Source organism: Hymenobacter actinosclerus (assembly GCF_900111515.1).
Taxonomy (GTDB): domain Bacteria; phylum Bacteroidota; class Bacteroidia; order Cytophagales; family Hymenobacteraceae; genus Hymenobacter; species Hymenobacter actinosclerus.
The window spans coordinates 653980-675508 of record NZ_FOHS01000003.1; the positions used below are offsets into that span (position 1 = coordinate 653980).

Consider the following 21529-nt stretch of genomic DNA (forward strand, 5'->3'; position numbering starts at 1 on the left):
AGTGATGTTCCAGGGTAAGGAGAACGGTCATGCTGAGCGCAGGCAAAGCATCTCTACCGCCATGCTAATCCTGTCGTCTGCCCACCATTGCAACGAAGCGGTAGAGATGCTTCGGCTTCGCTCAGCATGACCGTTCTTTTTGGCAAGCACCTCCCGCTCCTACTCTTCAATCGACAGCACTTCTTCCAGGAAATAGGGCTGGTTGCTGGCGGTGAACTCGATGCGGAGGCGCCAGAGGCCGGGAGCTAGGCGGCTGGTGTTGAGCTGCTGGCGGGCCGGCTCGCTGGTGGGCTGGAAGGGCAGCTTGAAATCGAGCTCCTGGTTGGAAGGGCGGAAGAAGAGCAGCGTACCCTGCACGGCCTGGCCACGCAGGGCAGCGGGCAGCTCCAGCGTGAGACGGTGAGCGGCCGCATCAAGCGTCACCTGCACGGGGGCGGGCAGGGCGTTGGTGCGGGCCACGGCGGCCATGCGCTGACCGTGGCGCAGCTCCTGCTGGTAATAGTCGGCACTCACCAGATCCACGCTGGTGCGCATGGCCTGCTGCACCATGTAGCCGATGTAGCCGGCAAACAGCACGAACGTGGCAATGATGTAGTAAGGCCAGTAGGAAGTTTTTTGCTGAGCCATGAGGCTGGGGGAAGTGGGATGTTGGGACATGGGATAGGGAGATAGAGTAATGTGTAGTTAAAGAAGGCGGGTCATGCTGAGCGAAGCCGAAGCACCTCTACCGCTTCGTTGCAATGGTGGGCAATCGACAGGGTTAGCATGGCGGTAGAGATGCTTCGACTCCGCTCCGCTTCACTCAGCATGACACGTTCTTTTCACCGCATCACCACCTCACCAAATCACCGCATCACCGGGCCCAGGAACTTGGTGCTGGTTTCGGCGATGAGCTCGTCGCCGCTGTAGATGCCGATGCGCAGGGGCTGGTTGGTTTCGTGCAGGGCGGCGCGGGGCAGCTCCACGAAGAACACGCTTTCGGTGAGGCCCTGGGCGGGCAGGCGCAGGCCGGTTTCGGGGGCCCCGATGACCGTGAGCGTGCCGCCGGCCGGCTCCAGCACCCGCAGCGAAATCGGGTAGGGCTGGTTGGTTTTGTTGATGACGGAGATGTTGTAGAGGTTGCGGATGGCGCCCTGCTCGGTTTTCTGGTAGAGCTGGCCCGGCGTGCGCAGCACGGTGGCCGCCACGTTGGAGCGCGACGTGAGCAGCAAAGCCAGCGCAATCGTGAGCACACCCAGCACCCCCGACAGCGCCTTCATGCGGCCGGTGAGGCGGAACTTGCTGCCGCGGGCAATATCGTTTTCCGAGGCGTGGCGGATGAGGTTGGGCGGCAGGTTCACCAGTTCCATGATGTTGTTGCAGGCGTCGATGCAGGCCGTGCAGTTGGTGCATTCGAGCTGCTGGGCGCCGTTGCGGATGTCGATGCCGGTGGGGCACACCTGCACGCACTGGTGGCAGTCGATGCAGTCGCCGGCGAGGCGCTCCTCGTTTTTGCGCAGCTTGGCGCGGGGCTCGCCGCGCTGGTAATCATACGCTACCACGAGGCTGTCCTTATCGAGCAAAACGCCCTGGAGGCGGCCGTAGGGGCAGGCAATGGTGCACACCTGCTCGCGGAACCGGGCAAACACCGCGTAGAACACCCCCGTGAACAGCACCATCGACGACAGGCCGCCCACGTGGGCCGTTATGGGGTCGGTAACGATTTTGATGAGCTCTTCGGTGCCGATGATGTAGGCCAGGAACGTGTTGGCAATCAGGAAGGAAATAACCAGGAAGATGACGTGCTTGGCCGTTTTGCGCCAGAGCTTGTCCCAGTCCAGCGCCCGGCGGTCCAGGGCCTTTTGCTGGGGCGCGTCGCCTTCAATCCAGTACTCGATGCGCCGGAACACCATCTCCATGAAGATGGTCTGGGGGCACACCCAGCCGCAGAACACCCTGCCGTACACGATGGTGAACAGGTAGATGAACAGGATAAAGGCCATGGCCGCAATCAGCAGGATAAAGAAATCCTGGGGCCAGAAGATTTGGCCGAAGATGATGAACTTCCGGTCGGGGAAGTTGAGCATCAGCACCGGCAGGCCCTTGATGCGCAGCCAAGGACCGGCAAAGAGCAGCGCCAGCAGGCCGTAGCTTATCCATTTGCGGGCTTCGTAGAGACGGCCGCTGGGCTTTTTGGGGTACAGCCACACACGCTTGCCCTCGGCATCCACCGTCGAGATGGTGTCGCGGAACGAGTCGTCGGGCTGATAAGGAGCGGTGGACATGGTTTTTTGGGATTAAGAGGCAAGCGGGGACTTGCGTGCCGGGGACAAGAACTGTCATGCTGAGCATGTGGCGCATCAAGCCAGGGTGCGGAGCCGAACCTGGCGTCTGGTCTACTTTGGCAGAGTCAGCACGCGAGATGCTTCGACTCCGCTCCGCTTCGCTCAGCATGACCGTTCTTGAGTATCGTTCTACTTAGCGGCCAGCGGGGGGCCGGAGGGGGCTTCTTTCTCGCCCTGGGGCTCTTTGGCGTTGGGCGGGTTGGTGCCGTGCAACGACTCGATGTAGGAGGCTACTTGCAGTATTTGCTTGCCCGAGAGCTTGCCTTTCCAGGCCACCATGCCCTTGCTGGTGACGCCGAACTTGATGGTTTTGTAGACGTGGTTGACGTCGCCGCCGTGCAGCCAGTAGTCGTCCGTCAGGTTGGGGCCGACTTTGCCCTCGCCCTCAGTGCCGTGGCAGGCCGCGCAGTTAGTGATGAACAGGGCCTTACCGGCTTCCAGGTCGGGGCCCGCGGTGAGGGCCGTGTAGGTGGTCAGCTTGTTGGGGTCGTCGTCGTCGGCCGACACGAGCAGGGCGGCCTGCTGCATTTCGGTTTCGTACTCGGCCAGTTGCAGGTCGCCGGTGTAGGTGACGTGGTAGAAGACCATGTAGCCGATGGCAAAGACGATGGTGAAGTAGAAGCCGTACTTCCACCACGGCGGCAGGTCGTTGTCGAATTCCGTGATACCGTCGTAGTCGTGGCCCATGAGCTCGTCCTTGTCCTTGCCGGTAATCAGGGCGGCGTCGCCCACCAGCAGGCCCAGCACCTTGCCGCTCCAGGTGTCGTGCACCGTGGGCAGCTCGTAGAGGGCGCGCAACTGGGGCTTCATCTTGATGACCAGCAGCACGAAGAGCAGCCCGAACACGAGCAGCACCAGCGCCAGCGTGGCCAGCAGAAACCAGAACATGAACATCTGGGCGCCCGTGTCGGCGGCCGGCGCGGCCGCGGCGGCGGCGGCATCAGCGGCCGGCGCGGCCGCGTCCTGGGCCACGGCCGCCAGGGCCGGGGCCAGCAGGGCAACCGGCAGCAGCGCCCGGCGGATAGATAGAAGCGTTAGCATAAAACAGGTTCCTCGACAGATGAATAAACGGGCACGGCGGCCGGAGCCGGCCAGGCAGCCACCGGAGCGACTGGGGCAACCGGCGCAACTACCGGTGCGGCCTCGGCGGCAATGGGGGCAGCTTCGGCAGCTACCGGGGCAGCTACTTCAGCGGCCGGGGCGGCTTCGGCAGCGGCGGCGGCCTGCTCGGCCGACCAGCGCATGGCCGAGGCAGCCGAGGCAACCGTCATGATGAGCATCAGGCCGATGATGCCCAGGCCGGCCAGCAGCAGCCAGAGCAGCGGGTTGGGTTGGTTGGCGGCAGCGGTAGCGGGGGCCGACTGGGCGGCGGCACCGAGGCTGGCCAGCAGCCCGGCCGCCAGCAGCAGGGCGCGGCGGGGGCGAATGGCGGAGGTGAGGGTAGTGGCTACCATAGCTTGGAGTCGGAAAGGGCGGTGGCCTCGTCGGCCGTGTCGGGCTGGAGGGGTATCTCGCTCATTTCGCGCAGGTGCTGGCGGTTGGCCACGAACACGTACACAATCAAACCCAGGAAAAACAGGAAGAAAATGCCAAACGAGATGAGCGGATATATCTCGATGCCGGCAATCGAACGCAACACTTCTTTGTGCATGACGAAGGGGGCTAAAGGTCTGGAGGGAGGATGGGAAGGAACGTCATTCAGAGCATGTGGCGCATCAAGCCAGGGACGAAGCATCTCGCGTGGCGTCGTTGCAATGGCTTCGAGCGAGATTCTTCGCTACGCTCTGAATGACGTTCTTTTGTTCTCATAAGTCCCGGCCCGCAGGCCGGGACTACCGGTTACTGGCCGGCCGTTTCGGCTTCGGGCTTCACCTTGATGTCGGTGCCGAGGCGTTGCAGGTAGGCAATCAGGGCCACAATTTCCCGGTCCGATTTCACGTCGATGTCTTCCTTTTTCAGGTCGGCCGCAATCTGGTCGGCCTGGCGGCGGGCATCGGCTTCGGCCTGCTTGTCGTAGCCGGCGCGGTAGGGCGTTCCCAGCGTTTGCAGCGCCCGGATTTTGGCCGGCAGCGCGGCGTAGTCCGTCACGTTATCATACAGCCACGGGTAGGGCGGCATGATGGAGCCCGGCGACATGCTGGTGGGGTCGAGCATGTGGTTGTAGTGCCAGGAGTGCGGGTACTTGCCGCCGAGGCGGTGCAAATCGGGCCCGGTGCGCTTGCTGCCCCACAGGAAGGGCCGGTCGTACACGAACTCGCCCGCCTTGGAGTACTCGCCGTAGCGCTCGGTTTCGGAGCGGAACGGGCGCACCATCTGGGTGTGGCAGTTCGAGCAGCCCTCCTTGATGTACAGGTCGCGGCCCTGCAATTCGAGCGCCGAATACGGCTTCACGGCGTCAATAGTGGGCACGTTGCTCTTGATGAGGAAGGTGGGCACCATCTCCACGGCCCCGCCGATGGCAATGGCCACGGTGGCCCAGATGGCCAGCTGGAAGGGGCGACGCTCAATCCAGCGGTGCCAGTGGCCCTCGTTGGCGTGGGGGTCCTGGTCGGCGGGCAGCAGCGGGGCGGCCGTGGCCTTCTCCTCGGCCAGCAGCGTGCCGGCTTTGGCGGTTTTCACCAGGTTGAACACCATCAGGAAAACACCGCTCAGGTACATGATGCCGCCGATACCGCGCAGGTAGTACATAGGCACGATTTGCAGCACGGTTTCGAGGAAGTTGGGGTATTGCAGCATCCCCTCGGCGTTGAACTGCTTCCACATCAGGCCCTGGGTGAAGCCGGCCCAGTACATCGGGATGGCGTAGAACAGGATGCCCAGCGTGCCAATCAGGAAGTGGGCGTTGGCCAGCTTCTTGGAGTAGAGCGGGGTGCGGTACAGGCGCGGCCACAGCCAGTATAGCATGGCAAACGTGAGGAAGCCGTTCCAGCCCAGCGCGCCCACGTGCACGTGCGCTACAATCCAGTCGGTAAAGTGGGCAATGGCGTTTACGTTCTTCAAACTCAGCATTGGCCCCTCGAAAGTGGCCATGCCGTAGGTGGTAATGGCCACTACCATAAACTTGAGCACCGGCTCCTCGCGCACCCGGTCCCAGGCGCCGCGCAGCGTCAGCAGACCGTTAATCATGCCGCCCCAGCTGGGCGCAATCAGCATCACGGAGAAGGCCACGCCCAGGCTTTGCGCCCAGTCGGGCAGCGAGGTGTAGAGCAGGTGGTGCGGTCCGGCCCAGATGTAGATGAAAATCAGAGACCAGAAGTGAATGATACTCAGGCGGTACGAGTACACCGGCCGGCCGGCAGCCTTGGGCAGGAAGTAGTACATCAGGCCCAGGTAGGGCGTGGTCAGGAAGAAGGCCACGGCGTTGTGGCCGTACCACCACTGCACCAGCGCATCCTGCACCCCGGCGTAGGCCGAGTAGCTCTTCATAAAGCTCACGGGCAGGGCCGCCGAGTTGACGATGTGCAGCACCGCCACCGTCAGGAACGTGGCGATGTAGAACCAGATGCCCACGTACAGGTGCCGCTCGCGCCGCTTGGCAATGGTGCCGAACATGTTCCAGCCGAACACCACCCAGATAACGGTAATCAGGATGTCGATGGGCCACTCCAGCTCGGCGTATTCCTTGCTGGTGGTGAAGCCCATGGGCAGGGAAATAAGCGCGCTCAGAATAACCAGCTGCCAGCCCCAGAAATGGATTTTACTTAGAGCCTTGGAGTACATGGGCGTTTTGCACAGGCGTTGCAGCGAGTAGTAAACGCCCATGAAAATGCCGTTGCCCACGAAGGCGAAAATCACGGCGTTGGTGTGCAGCGGCCGAATCCGCCCGAAGGTGGTAAACGAGGTGTGCAGGTTGGCATCGGGCATGGCCAGCTGGAAAGCGGCCAGAATGCCAACTAGCATGCCCGCAACGCCCCAGAAAACCGTGGCCATGCCAAAGTTGCGGACGATGCGGTTGTCGTAGAAGAAGGTATCCAGGGCCCGTCCCTGGTCGGGGTGAACCAGGACGGAGTCGGGCGCGGCCGGCGGTAGCGGAGTTGCGGCTTGCATGGAGGACATGTGACTAATTAGAGATGTCTCAAAGGTCCCCCACGCGCCTTTCCGGCGGCATGACGCCGGTTAGCCGCCCGCTTGATTTGTGTCAGGAAAGGCCCCCGACGTCTTCGCTAGCTGTGCAAGGCTGCTTCCACTAATTCAACAACGCGCGGCCACCCAATGCCCTGCTTTTGCTCCAGGACCAACGGGTGGTTTTCATCCATAATTTCAACCCTGGGGATGAGGCCTACCGCTTGCGTATGGACTGCTGTTTTGAGATTAAGGGTTTCCGGATAGCCCGGCAAGGAAGTTTGCAGCCACCCGAAGTACGCGGGTTCATTCACCCGCTCGGGGTCGTTCCAAACCGTGTTGGTTTGAATGAAATTGTCCTTGCTGAGTGTCGTCCAGACGTTCCAGCAAAAGATTTCCTCCGAGTTCAGAACGGGTAACTCAATCCGCCCCCGCACAAAAAAGTGCTCCTCATCTATAACACACAGACTTTCGGCTATTTCAACGCGCCTTGCCCGTTCATTTATCGGGATGCTGAAATAGTAATCGGGAAATTCCGCCCCGAAGCACATTGGCAGTTCCGCATGAAACTCGCCGCAGCGGGAGCAAACAAAGCCATCAGGCACATCAGTAGCCATAAAGCATATTTTTAGGCCGCCAAGATACTTTGCGGAGGCTTGTTGCTACTGAAGCTGTTTAAAAAGTCGTCAACTGCCCCCTAAACGTCATGCAGAGCGGAGCGAAGCATCTCGCTCGCATCATAAAGGCTACTCAACAGCGCAGAGCGAGATGCTTCGCTCCGCTCTGCATGACGTCCTTTTGACTTTCTAAACAGCTTCACTCTTTCATTTTGATGCCGGTTAAGTGAGCAAACATCGAAACGGCTTCTATTTGATGTCTGTCCGAAACGGTCCTAGCGCAACGGCGGCTCCTCATCCTCGAACAACATCCGTACGGAAGGCGTGTATGTGTCGTCGTACTGGCCCGAGCGCACCGACCACAGAAAGGCCCCCAGGAAGAGCAGCGCCACCAGCAGGCTGATACCGATAAGCAAATAGATGATAGTCATGGCAGAAGCGGGAAAGAGTGTAGAGACGCGACCCATCGCGTCTCATCGTTGCTGATGTTGCTCGTCAGGCGTCGCCGTTCAACGCCGAGACGCGATGGGTCGCGTCTCTACAGCGGGCGGAATAGCGTCAGCTCATAAAGACAGTTTCGCCGCCGCCCGGCGCACCAGCAGGGTGGCCACCAGCATCACGCTCAGCGAGCTGATGGGCATGAGGATGGCCGAGACGATGGGCGTAAACAAGCCCTGCACGGCCAGTGCCAGCCCGATGCCGTTGTAGCAGAACGAGAGCACGAAGGTGGCCAGCACGGCCCGCAGGCAGGTTCGCGAGAAGCGCATAAACGTGGCCAGCCGGCCGAACTCGGCCGCGTCGAGGATGGCGTCGCAGGCGGGCGAGAAGTTGGTGAGCGTGTCGGTGAGGGCCAGGCCGGCGTCGGCGGCGTGCAGGGCGCCGGCGTCGTTGAGGCCGTCGCCCACCATCACCACGGTGTGGCCCTGGGCGCGCTCGGCGGCAATGTAGGCCAGCTTATCGGCCGGCGACTGGCGGAAGTGCAGCGCGGCGGCTGGCCCGAGCATTTCGCGCAGGCGCGTTTCCTCGGCGGCCGTATCGCCCGAAAGCACGGCCAAGCGGTAATGCCCGCCCAGGCCGGAGAGCACCTTCGGCAGGTCGGGCCGGTACACGTTGGGGAAGGTGTAGTAGCCCGCCGGCTCGCCCTCAAACGCCACGTACACGCGGGTTTCGGGCGCGTCGAAGTAGCGCGAAGCTTCTGCTTCGCGCCCGTCAGGCGCCGTGTCGCTCAACAAGTCGCGAAGCGGAAGCTTCGCGCTACTATCGTTCAACGAGTCGCGAAGCGGGAGCTTCGCGGTACTGCCGGTGAACCCGGCCGCCCCCAGGCGCACCGTTTCGCCCGTTTCGGCGGTGGCTTCGAGGCCCTGGCCGGGGGTTTCGTGGCAGTGGCGCAGGGGCCGGGCCGGGCCGCTGGCCTCGCGGGCCAGCCGCTGGCTCAGCGGGTGGGTTGACTGGGCGGCGGCCGTGGTGAGCAGGCTCAGCTCGGGGGCCGTGAGGGGGCGGCCGTGGTACTGCACGGCGGCTTGGTGGGGGTCGGTGAGGGTGCCGGTTTTGTCGAAGACCAGCGTATCGGCGCGGGCCAGGGTTTCCACCACGGCCGAGTTTTTCAGGTAGAACTTGTGGCGGCCCAGCACCCGCACGGCCGCGCCCAGGGCAAACGGGGTGGCCAGCGAAAGGGCGCAGGGGCAGGCAATAATCAATACCGAGGTAAAGGCCCGCCACATCATAGCCTGGTCGCGCGGACCCCAGTAGAGCAGCGTGCCCAGGGCCAGGGCCAGCGTGATGGCCACGAAGTAGCGGCCCACCCGGTTGGCGTAGGTTTCCAGGCCCCGGTGGCGGCTTTCCTTAGCGAAGGCCGGGTTGTTCCAGAGCTGGGTCAGGTAGCCCTGGCTGACTTCGCGCACCACCTCCAGCTCCACGGCCTCGCCCAGCTGCCGGCCGCCGGCGTACACCAGCTCGCCCGAGGCCCGCGCCACCGGCGTACTCTCGCCCGACACGAACGAGTAGTCCAGCTGCCCGTCGCCGCGCAGCAGCACCGCGTCGGCCGGCACCACCTCCTGGTGGCGCACCCGAATCCGGTGGCCCACCCGCAGCTCGCGCACCGAGATGGACTTGTCGCCTTCGGGCGTAAGCTGGGTGACGGCCACCGGGAAGTAGGACGTAAAGTCGCGGTCGAAGCGCAGCGCGTCGTAGGTGCGCTGCTGCACCCAGCGGCCAATCAGCATGAAGAACACGAGGCCCGTAAACGAGTCGAAGTAGCCCGGCCCCTGGCCGCTCAGCGCCTCCCAGGCACTCACCCCAAACAGGGAAAGCAGCCCCAGGCTAATCGGGAAATCGAGGTTGATATACCGCTGCCGCAGCCCCTGCCAGGCCGAGCGGAAAAAGTCGCGGGCACTGTACAGCAGCACCGGCAGCGCCAAGGCCAGACTCAAAAGCCCAAAGAATCCCCCGAACCCGGCCTGCAAATCCTCCACGAACGAGAAGTAGTCGGGCAGGGCCAGCAGCATCACGTTGCCGAAGGCGAAGGCCGCCAGCCCGAGCTGGTAGTACAGGGTGCGGCTGGCACGGTGGGGCTGGGCGCCCAGCTCGGCCAGCGTAATCTGGGGCTCGTAGCCCACCGACGCCAGCAGGGCCACCACGTCCTTGAGGCTGGTGTGGGCGGTGAGGTAGGTGATGGTGATTTCCTTGCGCAGGAACTGCACCCGCGCCTCAGCTATGCCGGCATTCAGCTTGGGCAGATGCTCCAGCAGCCAGATGCAGGAGGTGCAGTGCATCTGGGGCACGCTGAGCGTGAGGCGGGCGCGCTGCTCGGAGCGGAAGCTGAGCAGCTGGGCCTGCACGGTTTCCGAGTCGAGGTAGTCGAAGCGGCCGGGCAGCTCTACTTCCTTTACTTTGAGGCCGGGGCGCTCGTCGAGGTTGTAGTAGGTGCACAGGTTATTGGCCGCCAGCAGCTCGTACACCGTGCGGCAGCCGGCGCAGCAGAAGGGCAGCCCCGCCAGCGCCAAGGGCTCGGGTGGGCAGGCGTCGCCGCAGTGGGCGCAGGCAACGTCGGTAACAGTAGCTTCTTCGAGGACGGTGGGCATATAGTGAACGGTTAGCTGATAGCTTTTAGCGGTTGGCTTTTTTTCTATCGGCTGAGGCGAACAAGCGGGCGGCGGTACAACTGACAGGTTGCCCGCTCGTGCTTTCTACAAAGCTCGCCCCGCCCCCGCCGCCCTCCGATGACCAACCTCATATCGGGGCTTGATTTGCATCAGGGCACCCGCACCGTTTGGCCGACACCTTTGTTTGGCTGGTGTAGCGACGCGACCCATCGCGTCTCATCGTTGAACGGGCTACCCAGACGACAGCGGCAATGGCCTGAATCAACCACATCAGCAACGTAGAGACGCGATGGGTCGCGTCGCTACGCCGTTCAACCCACCCATCCGTACCCCTTCCCCCATGTTCTCTCGTCATTCCTGGTCGTTTCTGCTGGTGGCCGCGCTGTTGTTCTGGGCGGGGCTGGTGGCGGGCATTTCGTTTCTGGAAGCGCCCTTGAAGTTCACCGCCCCGGGCATCACCATCCCGCTGGGGCTGGGCATCGGCCGGCTGGTGTTCCAGGCCCTCAACAAGGTCGAAATCGGGCTGGCAGTGCTGGCCCTGGTGGCCGCCTTCCGCCTGAAGGTGCCGCAGAATCTGGTGCTGCCGCTGGGGCTGCTGGCCGCCGTACTGGCCGCCCAGACGCTCTGGTTGCTGCCAGCCCTGGATGTGCGGGCCCTGGCGCTGCTGGCCGGCCGCACCCCGCCCGCCAGCAATCTGCACTACGTTTATATCGGCGCCGAGGTGTTCAAGCTGCTCCTGCTGCTGGGCACCGCCAACCGCGCTTTCGCGTTGCTAAGCCGGCCGGCGCTACCCCACCCCCAGCCCACGCCGCTTGATGCGCGGAATCCTCCGGGGGAGGGGTGCGTTCTTCTATATCTGTTAGCTAATAGCCCTCAACTAACGGCTCACGACAGAACGCACCCCTCCCCCGGAGGATTCCGCGCATCAAGCGGCGTGGGCCGGGGGTGGGGTAGCGCCTACCAAACTTTCAACTTCTCTCTTCCCGCTCATGCCCTCTAACAACACGCTGCCCGATATCCAGACCGAAGCCGACATCAAGGTGCTGGTTGATAGTTTTTACGACCGCGTGAATGCCGACCCGCTGCTGGGGCCCGTTTTCAATGAGGTGGCCCAGGTGAACTGGGCGGCCCACCTGCCGCGCATGTACGATTTCTGGAGTGGCCTGCTGCTGCACACCAACCGCTACCAGGGCCAGCCCTTTGCCAAGCACATTCCGCTACCCATCGGCAGCGGCCATTTCCAGCAGTGGCTGCACCTGTTCTGCCGCACCGTCGACTCATTGTTTGCCGGCCCGGTGGCCAACGAGGCCCGGCTCCGCGCCGGCAGCATCGCCCACGTGTTCGAGAGCCGCATGCGAATCGTGAACACCCCGCTTTCTACCCGCTAAGCCGTTACCGGTGGCCCGTTTTAAGTGGGTGGGCAGCGCCCCGTTGATAGAACGAACTATCAACGGGGCGCTGCCCACCCGCGCAAAACGGGCCACTGAATTTACCCGATGCGTAGCCGGGCCTCGATGGCGTCGGCCTGGGGCAGGCCGGGCTGGCGCCAGAGCTCCACGCCCTGGCGTACGAGCACGCAGGCGGGCAGCGCGGCGGGCTGGCCGCTGAAGCTGTGCACCACCGTGGGGTGGCTGGCCTCATCTACCCGCAGCACCCGTACGTTTGGCCCCAGGCGGGCTTGCAGCGCCCGCAACGCCCCCAGGCTCAGGGCCGGCGCCTGGCCCGCCACTGCCGGGGGCAGCAGCACCAGCAGCACGGTGGCCTCGGGCGACAGCGTAGTAGGAGAAGCAACGACCGGCATAAGTCAGAACGGGTAGCGTAGGAGTTGTAAAAGTACCGGCCCGCCCCCCTCCCACTCCATGAGGTTGGTCAGCCCTGCGCTTGACCTTCCTCAGAAAGCCCGCCGCCGCCGCTTATTTTTGCCGAACTTCGCCCTGCACCTCTTTATAAGGTGTCCGCCCCGCCGGGCCGGCTGGCTGCTCAGCTGCCGGGGCGGGCGGCTACTCTGCCTTACCCGCCCTACCTGCCCCGCCGCCATGTTCTCTCACGCCCTGGCCGACCTGCTGCTCACCCAAACCCCCGACTTCGCGGGGCTGGCCGACCCGGTCAGTGGCCGGCTGCTGCGCGTAAACCAGGCGGGCGTGCAGCTGCTGGGCTACAGCTCCGAAGCCGAACTACTGGCGCTGCCCGCCTCGCCCCTGCCGCCCGAGTGGCCCACGTTGCTGGCCGAAGCCCGCGGCAAGGGTACCGCCGAGGCCACCGTGCAGCTCGGGCGGGCCGGCGCCCCCAGCTTTGCGGCCCGCCTCACGCTGCTGCCCCTGGCCCCCGCCGACCCCACCGCGCCGCTGCTGCTGCGGCTGCAACCCCTCCCCACCGGCGGCTGCCCCATGATGCCCCAGGGCCTGCGCCTGCAACGCGCCGAGCAGGCCCTGGCCCACAGCCACGGCCGTTTCGAGGCCGTGGTGTCGCACGCCACCATCGGCATTATCGTCTGCGACCGGGCGGGCATCATCGTGTCGGCCAACCACATGGCCCACCAGCAGTTCGGCTACCCGCCCGAGGGCCTGCCGGGTGTTAATATTGATGCGCTGGTGCCGCCGGCGCCCGGCCGCAACCACCAGCAGCTGCGCGAGTCGTTCAACGCCGACCCCCAGGTGCACGCCCTCAACTCGCACCGCGGCGACCTGGAGGCCCAGCGGGCCGACAACTCGGTTTTTCCGGTGGAAGTGAGTTTGAGCTACTTCTACCAGGACGACGAGCTGTACGTGGTGTCCTACGTCATCGACATAACCGAGAAGCAGCAGGCCCGGGAGGCGCTGGTGGCCGAGCGCCGGCGCGTCGAGCTGCTCAACGCCGACCTGGAGCAGAAAGTAGCCGACCGCACCCACGCCCTGCTGAGCACCCTGGAGCAGCTGGAGCAGCGCAAAGACGAGCTGGCCAGAGCCTTGCAGGCCGAGCAGGAGCTGGGCGAGCTCAAGTCGCGCTTCGTGAGCATGGCCTCGCACGAGTTCCGCACCCCCCTCACGGCCGTGCTTACGTCGGCCTCGCTCATCGAGCAGTACCCGGCCGGCGAGCAGCAGCCCAAGCGCCTGCGCCACCTCGAACGCATCCGCCAGTCGGTCAACCACCTCAACGATATTCTGGAGGAGTTCCTGTCGGTGGGCCGCATTGAGGAGGGCAAGGTGGCCGCCCACGCCGCCCGCCTGCACCTGCCCACGCTGGTACAGGAAACCATCCTCGATGTGCAGGGCCTGCACAAGCCCGGCCAGCGCATCGCCGCCGACCTGAGCGCCTGCTCCCACGACATCTGGCTCGACGCCTCGCTGCTGCGCAAAATTCTGGTCAACCTGCTTTCCAACGCCCTCAAATACTCGCACGACGGGGCCCTGGTGCGCCTGCACGCGGCCTGCGCCGGCGGCTGGCTCACGCTGCGCATCGAGGACGAAGGCGTGGGCATTTCCGAAGAAGACCAGCAGCATTTGTTCGAGCGGTTTTTCCGGGCCCGCAACGTCAGCAACCTGCCCGGCACCGGCCTGGGCCTGTATATTGTGGGCCGCTACGCCGAGCTGATGGGCGGCACCATCGACCTGCGAAGCGCACTGGACCAGGGCACCACCGTCACGCTAACCATTCCCTATGAAAGTCATTCTGCTGATTGAGGACCACGATTTTATCCGGGAAAACACGGCCGAGCTGCTGGAGCTGGCCGGCTACGAGGTGCTCACGGCGGCCAACGGCAAGCTGGGCGTGGAGCAGGCCCTGGCCACCCGCCCCGACCTGGTTATCTGCGACATTATGATGCCCGTGCTCGACGGCTACGGGGTGCTGCACATCTTCAACCAGAACGAGGAGCTGCGCGGCATCCCGTTCATCTTCCTCACCGCCAAAACCGAGCGCCAGGACCTGCGCCGCGGCATGGAGCTGGGTGCCGACGACTACCTGACCAAGCCCTTCGACAGCAACGAGCTGCTGAACGCCGTGGCCGGCCGGCTGGCCCGCTTCCGGCAGCTGCGCCCCGAGTACGAGGCCACACCTGCGGGCCTCGATGCCTTTCTGCACGACGCCCAGGCCGTGGGCCACCTCGATACGCTCGAAAGCCTGGCCGCCGACCGCCGCACCCACGAGCTGCCCCGCAAGCAGATTATTTACGCCGAGGGCGACGAGGCCAACCGGCTGTATTTCGTGGAGGCGGGCCGGGTGAAAACCACCAAAACCACCGCCGCCGGCAAGGAGCTCATCACCGGCCTCTACGGCCCGGGCGACTTCTTCGGCTACCAGCCCCTGCTCGAACAAACCGCCCACCACGACGCGGCCGTAACCCTCGACGACACCGTGCTGCGCTACATTCCGGCCGCCGATTTTGCCCAGCTGCTCACCCGCAACCCCGAAGTGGGCCGGCAGTTTGTGCGGCTGCTGGCCGGCCGGGTGCGCGAGCAGGAAGAGCTGCTGCTCGACATGGCCTACAATTCGCTGCGCAAGCGCGTGGCCGACACCCTGCTGCGCCTGCACGAGCAGCAAGCCGCCGCCCACCCCCAAGCCGACCCGCTTATCCAGCTCTCCCGCGAAGACATGGCCGCCCTCATCGGCACCGCCCCCGAGTCGCTGAGCCGCATCCTGAGCGAGCTGCGCCAGGATGGCACCCTCGAACTCACCAACCGTGACATTCGCGTGCTCCAGCCCGAGAAGCTGCGCCGCGCCAACTGGTAGGCTGGTTAGGGATTAGGGATTAGGGAAAGAACGTCATTCAGAGCGAAGCGAAGAATCTTGCGTGCTACTGTTGAACGACAACCGTTAGAACGACTCCGAGCGAGATTCTTCGCTTCGCTCTGAATGACGTTCTTTTCTGAATGACGTTCTTTTCGGCTCCTGCTGACATTACCGGCCAACCGCTCTCAACTTTACTTATATTTGAAGCCCTGAGCCGGACCCACCCGGCTCAGGCAGCCGACCGGCTTTTTTTAACGTCTTCGGCGCCCCCTCCCACTTTTCAAACTGCCCCCACCGCATGAGTACCAAGCTGCGTCTCATTATTCTGAGTTTCCTTCAGTTTTTTATCTGGGGCTCGTGGCTGATTACCATCGGGGCCTACTGGTTCCAGACCAAGCAGTGGTCGGGCTCGGAGTTCGGGGCCATTTTCTCCACGATGGGCATTGCCTCCATCTTCATGCCCTCGCTCATGGGCATCGTGGCCGATAAGTACATCAACGCCGAAAAACTCTACGGCGTGCTGCACCTGCTGGGCGGCGTGGTGCTGTGCACGATTCCGCTGGTAACCGACCCGAGCACCTTTTTCTGGGTGATTCTGCTGAACATGGTGTTCTACATGCCCACGCTGGCCCTCTCCATTGCCGTGTCGTACTCGGTGCTCAAGCGCGAGGGGCTCGATGTGGTGAAGGACTACCCCCCCATCCGCGTCTGGGGCACCATTGGCTTCATCGTGGCCATGTGGACGGTGAGTTTGCTGGGCTTCGAGAAGTCGGCCAGCCAGTTCTACGTGGCGGCCGGCGCGGCCTTCCTGCTGGGCTTCTACTCGTTCACGCTGCCCAAGTGCCCGCCGCTGGCCAAAGACACGCCCGGCCGCTCGGTGGTCGATGCGCTGGGCCTCAAGTCGTTTGCCCTGCTGCGCGACTCCAAGATGCTGGTGTTCTTCCTGTTCGCGCTGCTGCTGGGCGCCGCCTTGCAGCTCACCAACGCCTACGGCGACACCTTCCTGCACGATTTCGACCAGAACCCGGCCTATAAAGACACGCTGGCCGTAAAGTACCCGGCCATTATCATGTCGATTTCCCAGATTTCGGAAACGCTGTTCATTCTGGCCATTCCGTTTTTTCTGCGGCGCTTCGGCATCAAGCAGGTCATGTTTTTCAGCATGATTGCCTGGGTTTTGCGCTTCGGCCTCTTCGCCTACGGCGACCCCGGCTCGGGCCTCTGGATGATTATCCTCTCCTGCATCGTGTACGGCATGGCCTTCGACTTCTTCAACATCTCCGGCTCGCTGTTCGTCGAAACCCAGACTACGCCCTCCATCCGGGCCAGCGCCCAGGGCCTGTTCATGATGATGACCAACGGCTTCGGCGCGGTGCTGGGCAGTTCGGTCAGCGGCGTGGTGATTGAGCGTTACTTCACCGACGCCAACGGCGTGAAGGACTGGCACAACATCTGGCTGACTTTCGCGGCCTACGCGCTGGTGATTGCCGTGCTGTTCATCTTCCTCTTCAAGCACAAGCACAACCCCAACCTGGTAGCCGACAACGTGGATGAAGTAGAACCCCTGCTCAGCATCGAGCAGGCGTAACCCAGCGGCTCTATGCGCCCTTTCCAGTTTGCACTGATTGCGGCGGGCCTGGGCCTATTGCTCCCCTTCATGCTTGTTGTGGGGAAGAAAATCCAGCTGTGGGGCGGCTCGGAGGCGGCCGTGGCGACGGTCGTACGCTACGAAGCGGAAGGCGGCCAGAACCGGCGCAACAGCAAGCCGGCCCTGTTTCCGGTAGTACGCTTCACTACCGTCCGGGGCGAAATCGTCGTCGTCAAAAGCCCCACCGGAACGAATCCGCCCGCTTATCAGGTGGGCGAGCAGGTCCGGCTGCGCTACGACCCTGCCAGCCCGCAAACAGTAGAGTTGCCCGACTTTTCCAGCCAATGGCTCGGCACACTGGGCACCGGCCTTTTTGCCCTGCTGGGCGGCTGGCTGCTACGGGCCGCGCTCCGCCAGGACCCGCGAGAACATAAGAAGCAGGCTCAACGGGGATACAATGCGCGCTAACTCCCTGGTATTCGCGGTTATTGGCCTGGGCCTGCTGGCGGCGGCAGCCTACGTGCTGGGCCAGAAAGCTCTGTTTTGGTATCAGGTCGAGGTAGTTACAGCTTCCGTAGTTGGCCACCGGATGGAATCGTCTGATTCCGAAAATGGCTATAGCACACTGGTTAAGCATCCGGTGCTGGCCTTTACCGCGCCCGGGGGCCAGGTAATAGAAGTGCTGGGGCCGGGCGGTAGTGCCGTGCCGGACTACGAAATTGGCAAGCAGGTCCGATTAAGGTTTAACCCCAACAAGCCGAACCAGGTAGAACTGCCCGACTTTTTCAGCCGCTGGGGCGCCCTGCTGCTTTCCGCGGTACTGGCCCTGATGGGCACGCTCACGCTGTGGGTAGTGGCGGTATTCGACAGAAGCAGCCGGCAGTAATGGCCGCCGCCCCGCAAATGAAGCAAAGCGCCAACGGCGGTTTCCACTTAGCATGCAATACAAAAGCCCCGTTTGGCAATATGCCAAACGGGGCTTTTTACGAAAAACGATTCTGCTGCCGCCTCCGCTATGAGCACTGAAAAATCAGCGCAATCAGTGCAGAAATCAGCGCGAATCCGTGATTAACCGAAGTAGAACTCGCCTTCAATCTGGGCGTTTTCGTCGGAGTCGGAGCCATGCACGGCATTGGCTTCGATGCTCTTGGCGTACTTCTTCCGGATGGTGCCCTCCTCGGCGTTGGCCGGGTTGGTGGCGCCAATCAGGGTGCGGAAATCGGCCACGGCGTTGTCCTTTTCGAGGATGGCGGCCACGATGGGGCCCGACGACATGTACTTCACGAGGTCCTGGTAGAAGGGGCGCTCCTTGTGCACTTCGTAGAACTGGCCGGCCCGCTCGGGGGTCAGCTGCACTTTCTGGAGCTCCACGATGCGGAAACCGGCGGCCTCAATCATGCCGAGGATACCACCGATGTGGTTGTCCTGCACGGCATCAGGCTTAATCATGGTGAAGGTGCGGTTGGTAGCCATAGGGCGAGGTATTTTAGTTGAAAACGATGGTGCGTATTTGCGGCCGCAAAAGTAGCAGGAAATAGTGAGTTGGCTGTTGCTGGTACCCACCCGGGATTGCCAGGGCTGAAGCCCTGGGCTATGGAGCGGATAGCTGAAGCTCTGATTAGCCCAGGGCTTCAGCCCTGGGAACCCTAGCACCCCTGGCACCCCTGGCAACCGGACACTGGCAACTGATATCCCCTACCTTTGCGCACCTTTCCGGAAGGCGGTTTGTTGGAGAGCGGAATATTTCCGAATTTTGCCGCCTTTGTATTTGGCCTAACTGGCCCACTTTCAGTTACCTGCCCCGTAGGAAATGTCGCAAATTGCTGAGTTAAAGGAACTGCTGGCTCAACCCCGGCAGGTATTCATTACCACCCACCACAAACCCGATGCCGATGCGCTGGGCTCGTCGCTGGGCCTGGCTGGCTACCTGCGCAAGAAAGGCCATCAGGTGACCGTCGTGACTCCTTCCGATTATCCCGATTTTCTGGCCTGGATGCCCGGCAACGACGAGGTAGTGGTCTACGACCCGCGCCGCAACGATGCCCGGGTGCGCCAGCTGATTGCCGAAGCCGAGGTGCTGTTCTGCCTTGATTTCTCCTGCCTGAGCCGCATCAACGAGCTGGGCGAGTACGTGCGGGCCGCCCAGGGCACCAAGGTGCTCATCGACCACCACCAGGAGCCCGAGGACTTTGCCCAGCTGGATTTCTCCAATCCTAAAGCGGCGGCCGCATCCGAGTTGGTGTTTGAGGTCATTCGCGACCTGGGCGACCAGGACCTGATTGACGCTGGCATCGGTGAGTGCCTGTACGCGGGCATCATGACCGATACGGGGTCGTTCCGCCACCCCAGCACCTCGCGCAACGTGCACCTCATTATTGCCGAGCTGCTCAGCGCCGGCATCAACACCTCGGAGGTACACCGCCGCATCTACGACTCGCACTCGGAGGAGCGGCTGCGCTTTCTGGGCTTCGTGCTGAAGGATAAGCTAACCGTGCTGCGCGAGTACAACACGGCCTACATTGCCATTACCGCCGCCGAGCTGCGCCAGTACCACTCCAAAACCGGCGACACCGAAGGGCTGGTCAACTTCGCGCTCAGCATCGAAGGCATCGTGTTTGCCGCCATCTTCATCGACCGCACCCAGGCCGTGAAAATCTCCTTCCGCTCGGTGGGCGACTTCTCGGCCAGCGAGTTTTCGCGCCGCCACTTCAGCGGCGGCGGCCACCACAACGCCGCCGGTGGCATCAGCCACGAGCCGCTGCCCGCTACGCTCGACCGTTTCCTGGAGCTGCTGCCCGACTACCAGGTGCAGCTGCTGGGGGCGCCACTGGCCAGCCCGGCCCCGGTGGCGTAATTCGCCGTAACTTCGCCGCTGTTTTTGCACCCTCACTCCTCTCAAACCCCTTCATGTTTTTTCAACGCAACTTTCTGAGCCTGGCCCTGGCGGCCGGCATCCTGGGCCTGGCTTCCTGCAACAAAAGCGGAGATTTCAGCAAGACGCCTTCGGGGATTGAGTACAAGGTTTTCAAGAGCACCGGCGCCGGCAAGTACGAAGCCAAGGACGTAAGCAAAGACGGCGACGCAACCTACAAGGACCGCATCGGCAAAATAATTGCCCTGCACGTGGAGTACCGCACGGCCAAAGACTCCATCCTGTTCAACTCGCGCAAGCAGCAGATGGGCTTCCCGGTGCGCGTGCCGCTCGATTCCGTACGCAAAGCCCAGCGCGGTGGCCTCGAGGAAGCCATCAGTATGCTGGAGCCCGGCGACTCGGCCGTGTTCCGCTTCAACGTGGACACTATTTTTGCCAAGTCGTTCCGCCAGCCCGTGCCGCCGTTCATGAGCAAGGCCGGCAAAACCATGACCATGTACGTGAAGGTGGACAAGGTGCAGGCCCAGGCCGAAGCCATGGCCGACGTGCAGAAAATGCAGGTGGAGCAGCAGGCTAAAATGGCCGCGCACGCCGAGGAGCAGCTTAAAAAGGACGACGTAGCGCTGCAGGCCTACGCCAAAAAGAACAACCTCACCGTTCAGAAAGACCCGTCGGGCGTGTACTACGCCATCACGACGGCCGGCTCGGGCCCCAAGCCCAAAGCGGGTCAGGTAGTGTCGGTACTCTACAAGGGCTCGTTGCTCGAAAACGGTAAAGTGTTCGACTCGTCGGAGAAAATGGGCAACAAGCCCTTCGACTTTGCTATCGGCCAGGGCCAGGTGATTCCGGGATGGGACGCGGGCATTGCCCAGTTCCCGAAAGGCTCGAAAGGCGTGCTGCTGGTACCCTCGTCGCTGGCCTACGGGCAGCGCGGCGCCGGCGCCGACATCCCGGCCGATGCCATCCTGCGCTTCGACGTAGAGCTGGTCGACATCAAGAATGCCCCCGCGCAGCCGGCCGCTGGTCCGCAGATGGATGAGGCGGAGCTCCGCCGCCAGATTGAAGCCATGCAGCAGCAGCAGCAGGGCAAATAATAGCGGGCAGCCGCTCGTTTACCTTACGCCCCCGGCCCTGTGTTGCAACCCGGCCGGGGGTTTTTGTATCCTGCCGTTACGGCCCGAACCCTCATTTCCTCTTTTACCCATGTCTTTTTCCTTTCATTCCCGGCTGCGCAGCGCCGGCCAGCGGCTGGCTTTGCTGCTGCCCCTGTTGCTGCTGTTGGCGGCCTGCCAGTCGAACGAGCCCGCCCCGGACAACACCGACTACCCCGCCCGCGACGAAAAGCTCATCACCGACTACATCAAGGCCAATAGCCTGACGGGCTTCGTGCGGCAGCCTTCGGGCCTGTATGTGGCCGTAACCCAGCCCGGCACCGGCGACCCGGCCCGCGCCGGCCAGCTGCTGACGGCCCTTTACACCGGCCTCACCCTCGACGGCCGGATTTTTGACTCGACGGCCAGCCGCAACAACCAACCGATTACCTTTACAGTGGGCCAGGGTCAGGTTATTCAGGGCTGGGATGAGGGCTTCATTGGCCTGCGCCCCGGCAGCAAGGCCATCCTGCTCATTCCATCGGATTTGGCCTACGGCGCCCGCGCCAACGGGCCCATTTCGGCCCACGCAGTGCTGCGCTTCGATGTGGAACTGCTGGGGGCTCAATAATTTCTTTTCACACGTAAATTCCAGTATATGAAACTCCGGCTTTCCCTGCTTCCTGCTTTTCTGGTGATGCTGCTTTTCGCCTTCGGAGCCTGCAAAAAAGGGACTGATGCTGAACCTGCCACCAACTACATCGCCCGCGACGAAACCCTGATTACCGATTACATCAAGGCCAATAACCTGACGGGTTTCGTGCGCGATTCGGTGGTTTATGTGGGTATCACGAAGCCCGGCACCGGACCGCTGGCCAAAATAGGTCAGACGCTCGTTGTTAAGTATACGGGTACTACGCTCGATGGCAAAGTGTTCGACCAGACCAAGGAAACCACCATCGGATTCCCGTTTGTATTGCGCGACGTGTTGGATCCGCAGCTGGATGTTATCAAGGGCTGGGCTATTGGTTTCCGCAACCTCAACAAGGGCAGCCAGGCCACGCTTCTTATTCCGTCGGAGCTGGCTTACGGGGGCACTGCCACGGGCAGCATACCGGCCCACGCGGTGCTGCGTTTCGATGTGGAGGTAATTAATATCAAGTAAGC

General features: G+C 62.9%; 22 protein-coding genes. 11 read left to right on the forward strand and 11 right to left on the reverse strand.

The features are described from left to right. Positions 1-159 precede the first annotated feature (159 nt). The 9 genes from BMY67_RS14380 to BMY67_RS14420 all read right to left on the reverse strand — a co-directional run bounded on the left by BMY67_RS14380 (position 160) and on the right by BMY67_RS14420 (position 10083). A complete protein-coding gene (locus tag BMY67_RS14380; RefSeq protein ID WP_092772764.1) occupies positions 160-657 on the reverse strand; it encodes a FixH family protein in 498 nt (165 codons plus the stop codon). A 188-nt stretch (positions 658-845) separates the two neighbouring features. Further along, positions 846-2264, reverse strand: coding sequence for a cytochrome c oxidase accessory protein CcoG (gene ccoG / locus BMY67_RS14385; RefSeq protein ID WP_092772766.1), 1419 nt, complete (start codon positions 2262-2264; stop codon positions 846-848). Between the two features lie 189 nt (positions 2265-2453). After that, positions 2454-3365 carry a cbb3-type cytochrome c oxidase N-terminal domain-containing protein gene (locus BMY67_RS14390; protein ID WP_092772768.1) on the reverse strand — a complete coding sequence of 304 codons (912 nt, stop codon included), beginning with the start codon at positions 3363-3365 and terminating at the stop codon, positions 2454-2456. Beyond that, positions 3359-3778 carry a hypothetical protein gene (locus BMY67_RS14395; RefSeq protein ID WP_092772770.1) on the reverse strand — a complete coding sequence of 140 codons (420 nt, stop codon included), beginning with the start codon at positions 3776-3778 and terminating at the stop codon, positions 3359-3361. The genes BMY67_RS14390 and BMY67_RS14395 overlap by 7 nt, the downstream gene beginning before the upstream one ends. Beyond that, positions 3772-3975: a hypothetical protein gene (locus tag BMY67_RS14400; protein WP_092772772.1), complete on the reverse strand. Its 204-nt coding sequence runs from the start codon at positions 3973-3975 to the stop codon at positions 3772-3774. Before BMY67_RS14400 ends, BMY67_RS14395 begins: the two co-directional genes overlap by 7 nt. Positions 3976-4163: 188 nt before the next feature. Further along, positions 4164-6254, reverse strand: a complete 2091-nt coding sequence (gene ccoN, locus BMY67_RS14405; protein WP_245745064.1) for a cytochrome-c oxidase, cbb3-type subunit I — start codon at positions 6252-6254, stop codon at positions 4164-4166. A gap of 233 nt (positions 6255-6487) precedes the next feature. Further along, the gene (locus BMY67_RS14410) at positions 6488-7003 is read right to left on the reverse strand and encodes a DUF2199 domain-containing protein (RefSeq protein WP_092772774.1); all 516 of its coding nucleotides are present in this window, start codon (positions 7001-7003) and stop codon (positions 6488-6490) included. Positions 7004-7278: 275 nt separating this feature from the next. Continuing rightward, positions 7279-7434, reverse strand: a complete 156-nt coding sequence (gene ccoS / locus BMY67_RS14415; protein WP_019947383.1) for a cbb3-type cytochrome oxidase assembly protein CcoS — start codon at positions 7432-7434, stop codon at positions 7279-7281. A 132-nt stretch (positions 7435-7566) separates the two neighbouring features. Further along, entirely contained in the window at positions 7567-10083 is a 2517-nt protein-coding gene (locus tag BMY67_RS14420) for a heavy metal translocating P-type ATPase (protein WP_092772776.1), read from the reverse strand. A gap of 361 nt (positions 10084-10444) precedes the next feature. On the opposite strand from BMY67_RS14420, the gene BMY67_RS19500 reads away from it, so the two are divergent. Both BMY67_RS19500 and BMY67_RS14430 read left to right on the forward strand, forming a co-directional pair. Then, on the forward strand, positions 10445-11104 hold the full coding sequence (locus tag BMY67_RS19500) for a hypothetical protein (RefSeq protein ID WP_218144622.1): 660 nt from the start codon (positions 10445-10447) through the stop codon (positions 11102-11104). Continuing rightward, complete coding sequence (locus tag BMY67_RS14430) at positions 11094-11492, forward strand: group III truncated hemoglobin (RefSeq protein ID WP_092772778.1); 399 nt, start codon at positions 11094-11096, stop codon at positions 11490-11492. The genes BMY67_RS19500 and BMY67_RS14430 overlap by 11 nt, the downstream gene beginning before the upstream one ends. A gap of 101 nt (positions 11493-11593) precedes the next feature. Here BMY67_RS14430 and BMY67_RS19370 read toward each other — a convergent pair whose 3' ends face one another. Next, positions 11594-11905, reverse strand: a complete 312-nt coding sequence (locus BMY67_RS19370) for a hypothetical protein (RefSeq protein WP_092772780.1) — start codon at positions 11903-11905, stop codon at positions 11594-11596. A gap of 235 nt (positions 11906-12140) precedes the next feature. Here BMY67_RS19370 and BMY67_RS14440 point away from each other — a divergent pair, with 235 nt between their 5' ends. The 5 genes from BMY67_RS14440 to BMY67_RS14460 all read left to right on the forward strand — a co-directional run bounded on the left by BMY67_RS14440 (position 12141) and on the right by BMY67_RS14460 (position 17285). Further along, positions 12141-13763: a sensor histidine kinase gene (locus BMY67_RS14440; RefSeq protein ID WP_092772782.1), complete on the forward strand. Its 1623-nt coding sequence runs from the start codon at positions 12141-12143 to the stop codon at positions 13761-13763. Beyond that, positions 13741-14811 (forward strand): response regulator, encoded by a 1071-nt coding sequence (locus BMY67_RS14445; protein ID WP_092772784.1) that lies wholly within the window; start codon positions 13741-13743, stop codon positions 14809-14811. The genes BMY67_RS14440 and BMY67_RS14445 overlap by 23 nt, the downstream gene beginning before the upstream one ends. 298 nt (positions 14812-15109) lie before the next feature. Continuing rightward, positions 15110-16399 (forward strand): nucleoside permease, encoded by a 1290-nt coding sequence (locus tag BMY67_RS14450; protein ID WP_092772786.1) that lies wholly within the window; start codon positions 15110-15112, stop codon positions 16397-16399. Between the two features lie 12 nt (positions 16400-16411). Then, complete coding sequence (locus BMY67_RS14455) at positions 16412-16867, forward strand: DUF3592 domain-containing protein (RefSeq protein ID WP_092772789.1); 456 nt, start codon at positions 16412-16414, stop codon at positions 16865-16867. Next, positions 16857-17285 carry a DUF3592 domain-containing protein gene (locus BMY67_RS14460; protein WP_092772791.1) on the forward strand — a complete coding sequence of 143 codons (429 nt, stop codon included), beginning with the start codon at positions 16857-16859 and terminating at the stop codon, positions 17283-17285. Before BMY67_RS14455 ends, BMY67_RS14460 begins: the two co-directional genes overlap by 11 nt. 182 nt (positions 17286-17467) lie before the next feature. Here the strand turns inward: BMY67_RS14460 and BMY67_RS14465 are convergent, their stop codons facing one another. Beyond that, complete coding sequence (locus tag BMY67_RS14465) at positions 17468-17872, reverse strand: nucleoside-diphosphate kinase (protein WP_019947375.1); 405 nt, start codon at positions 17870-17872, stop codon at positions 17468-17470. A gap of 337 nt (positions 17873-18209) precedes the next feature. Here BMY67_RS14465 and BMY67_RS14470 point away from each other — a divergent pair, with 337 nt between their 5' ends. The 4 genes from BMY67_RS14470 to BMY67_RS14485 all read left to right on the forward strand — a co-directional run bounded on the left by BMY67_RS14470 (position 18210) and on the right by BMY67_RS14485 (position 21527). After that, positions 18210-19253 carry a DHH family phosphoesterase gene (locus BMY67_RS14470; RefSeq protein ID WP_092772793.1) on the forward strand — a complete coding sequence of 348 codons (1044 nt, stop codon included), beginning with the start codon at positions 18210-18212 and terminating at the stop codon, positions 19251-19253. Positions 19254-19306: 53 nt separating this feature from the next. Beyond that, positions 19307-20365, forward strand: coding sequence for an FKBP-type peptidyl-prolyl cis-trans isomerase (locus BMY67_RS14475; RefSeq protein ID WP_092772795.1), 1059 nt, complete (start codon positions 19307-19309; stop codon positions 20363-20365). 109 nt (positions 20366-20474) lie between these two features. Then, the gene (locus BMY67_RS14480) at positions 20475-20993 is read left to right on the forward strand and encodes an FKBP-type peptidyl-prolyl cis-trans isomerase (protein WP_177189838.1); all 519 of its coding nucleotides are present in this window, start codon (positions 20475-20477) and stop codon (positions 20991-20993) included. Positions 20994-21020: 27 nt separating this feature from the next. Continuing rightward, entirely contained in the window at positions 21021-21527 is a 507-nt protein-coding gene (locus BMY67_RS14485; RefSeq protein ID WP_092772797.1) for an FKBP-type peptidyl-prolyl cis-trans isomerase, read from the forward strand. Positions 21528-21529: the final 2 nt, after the last annotated feature.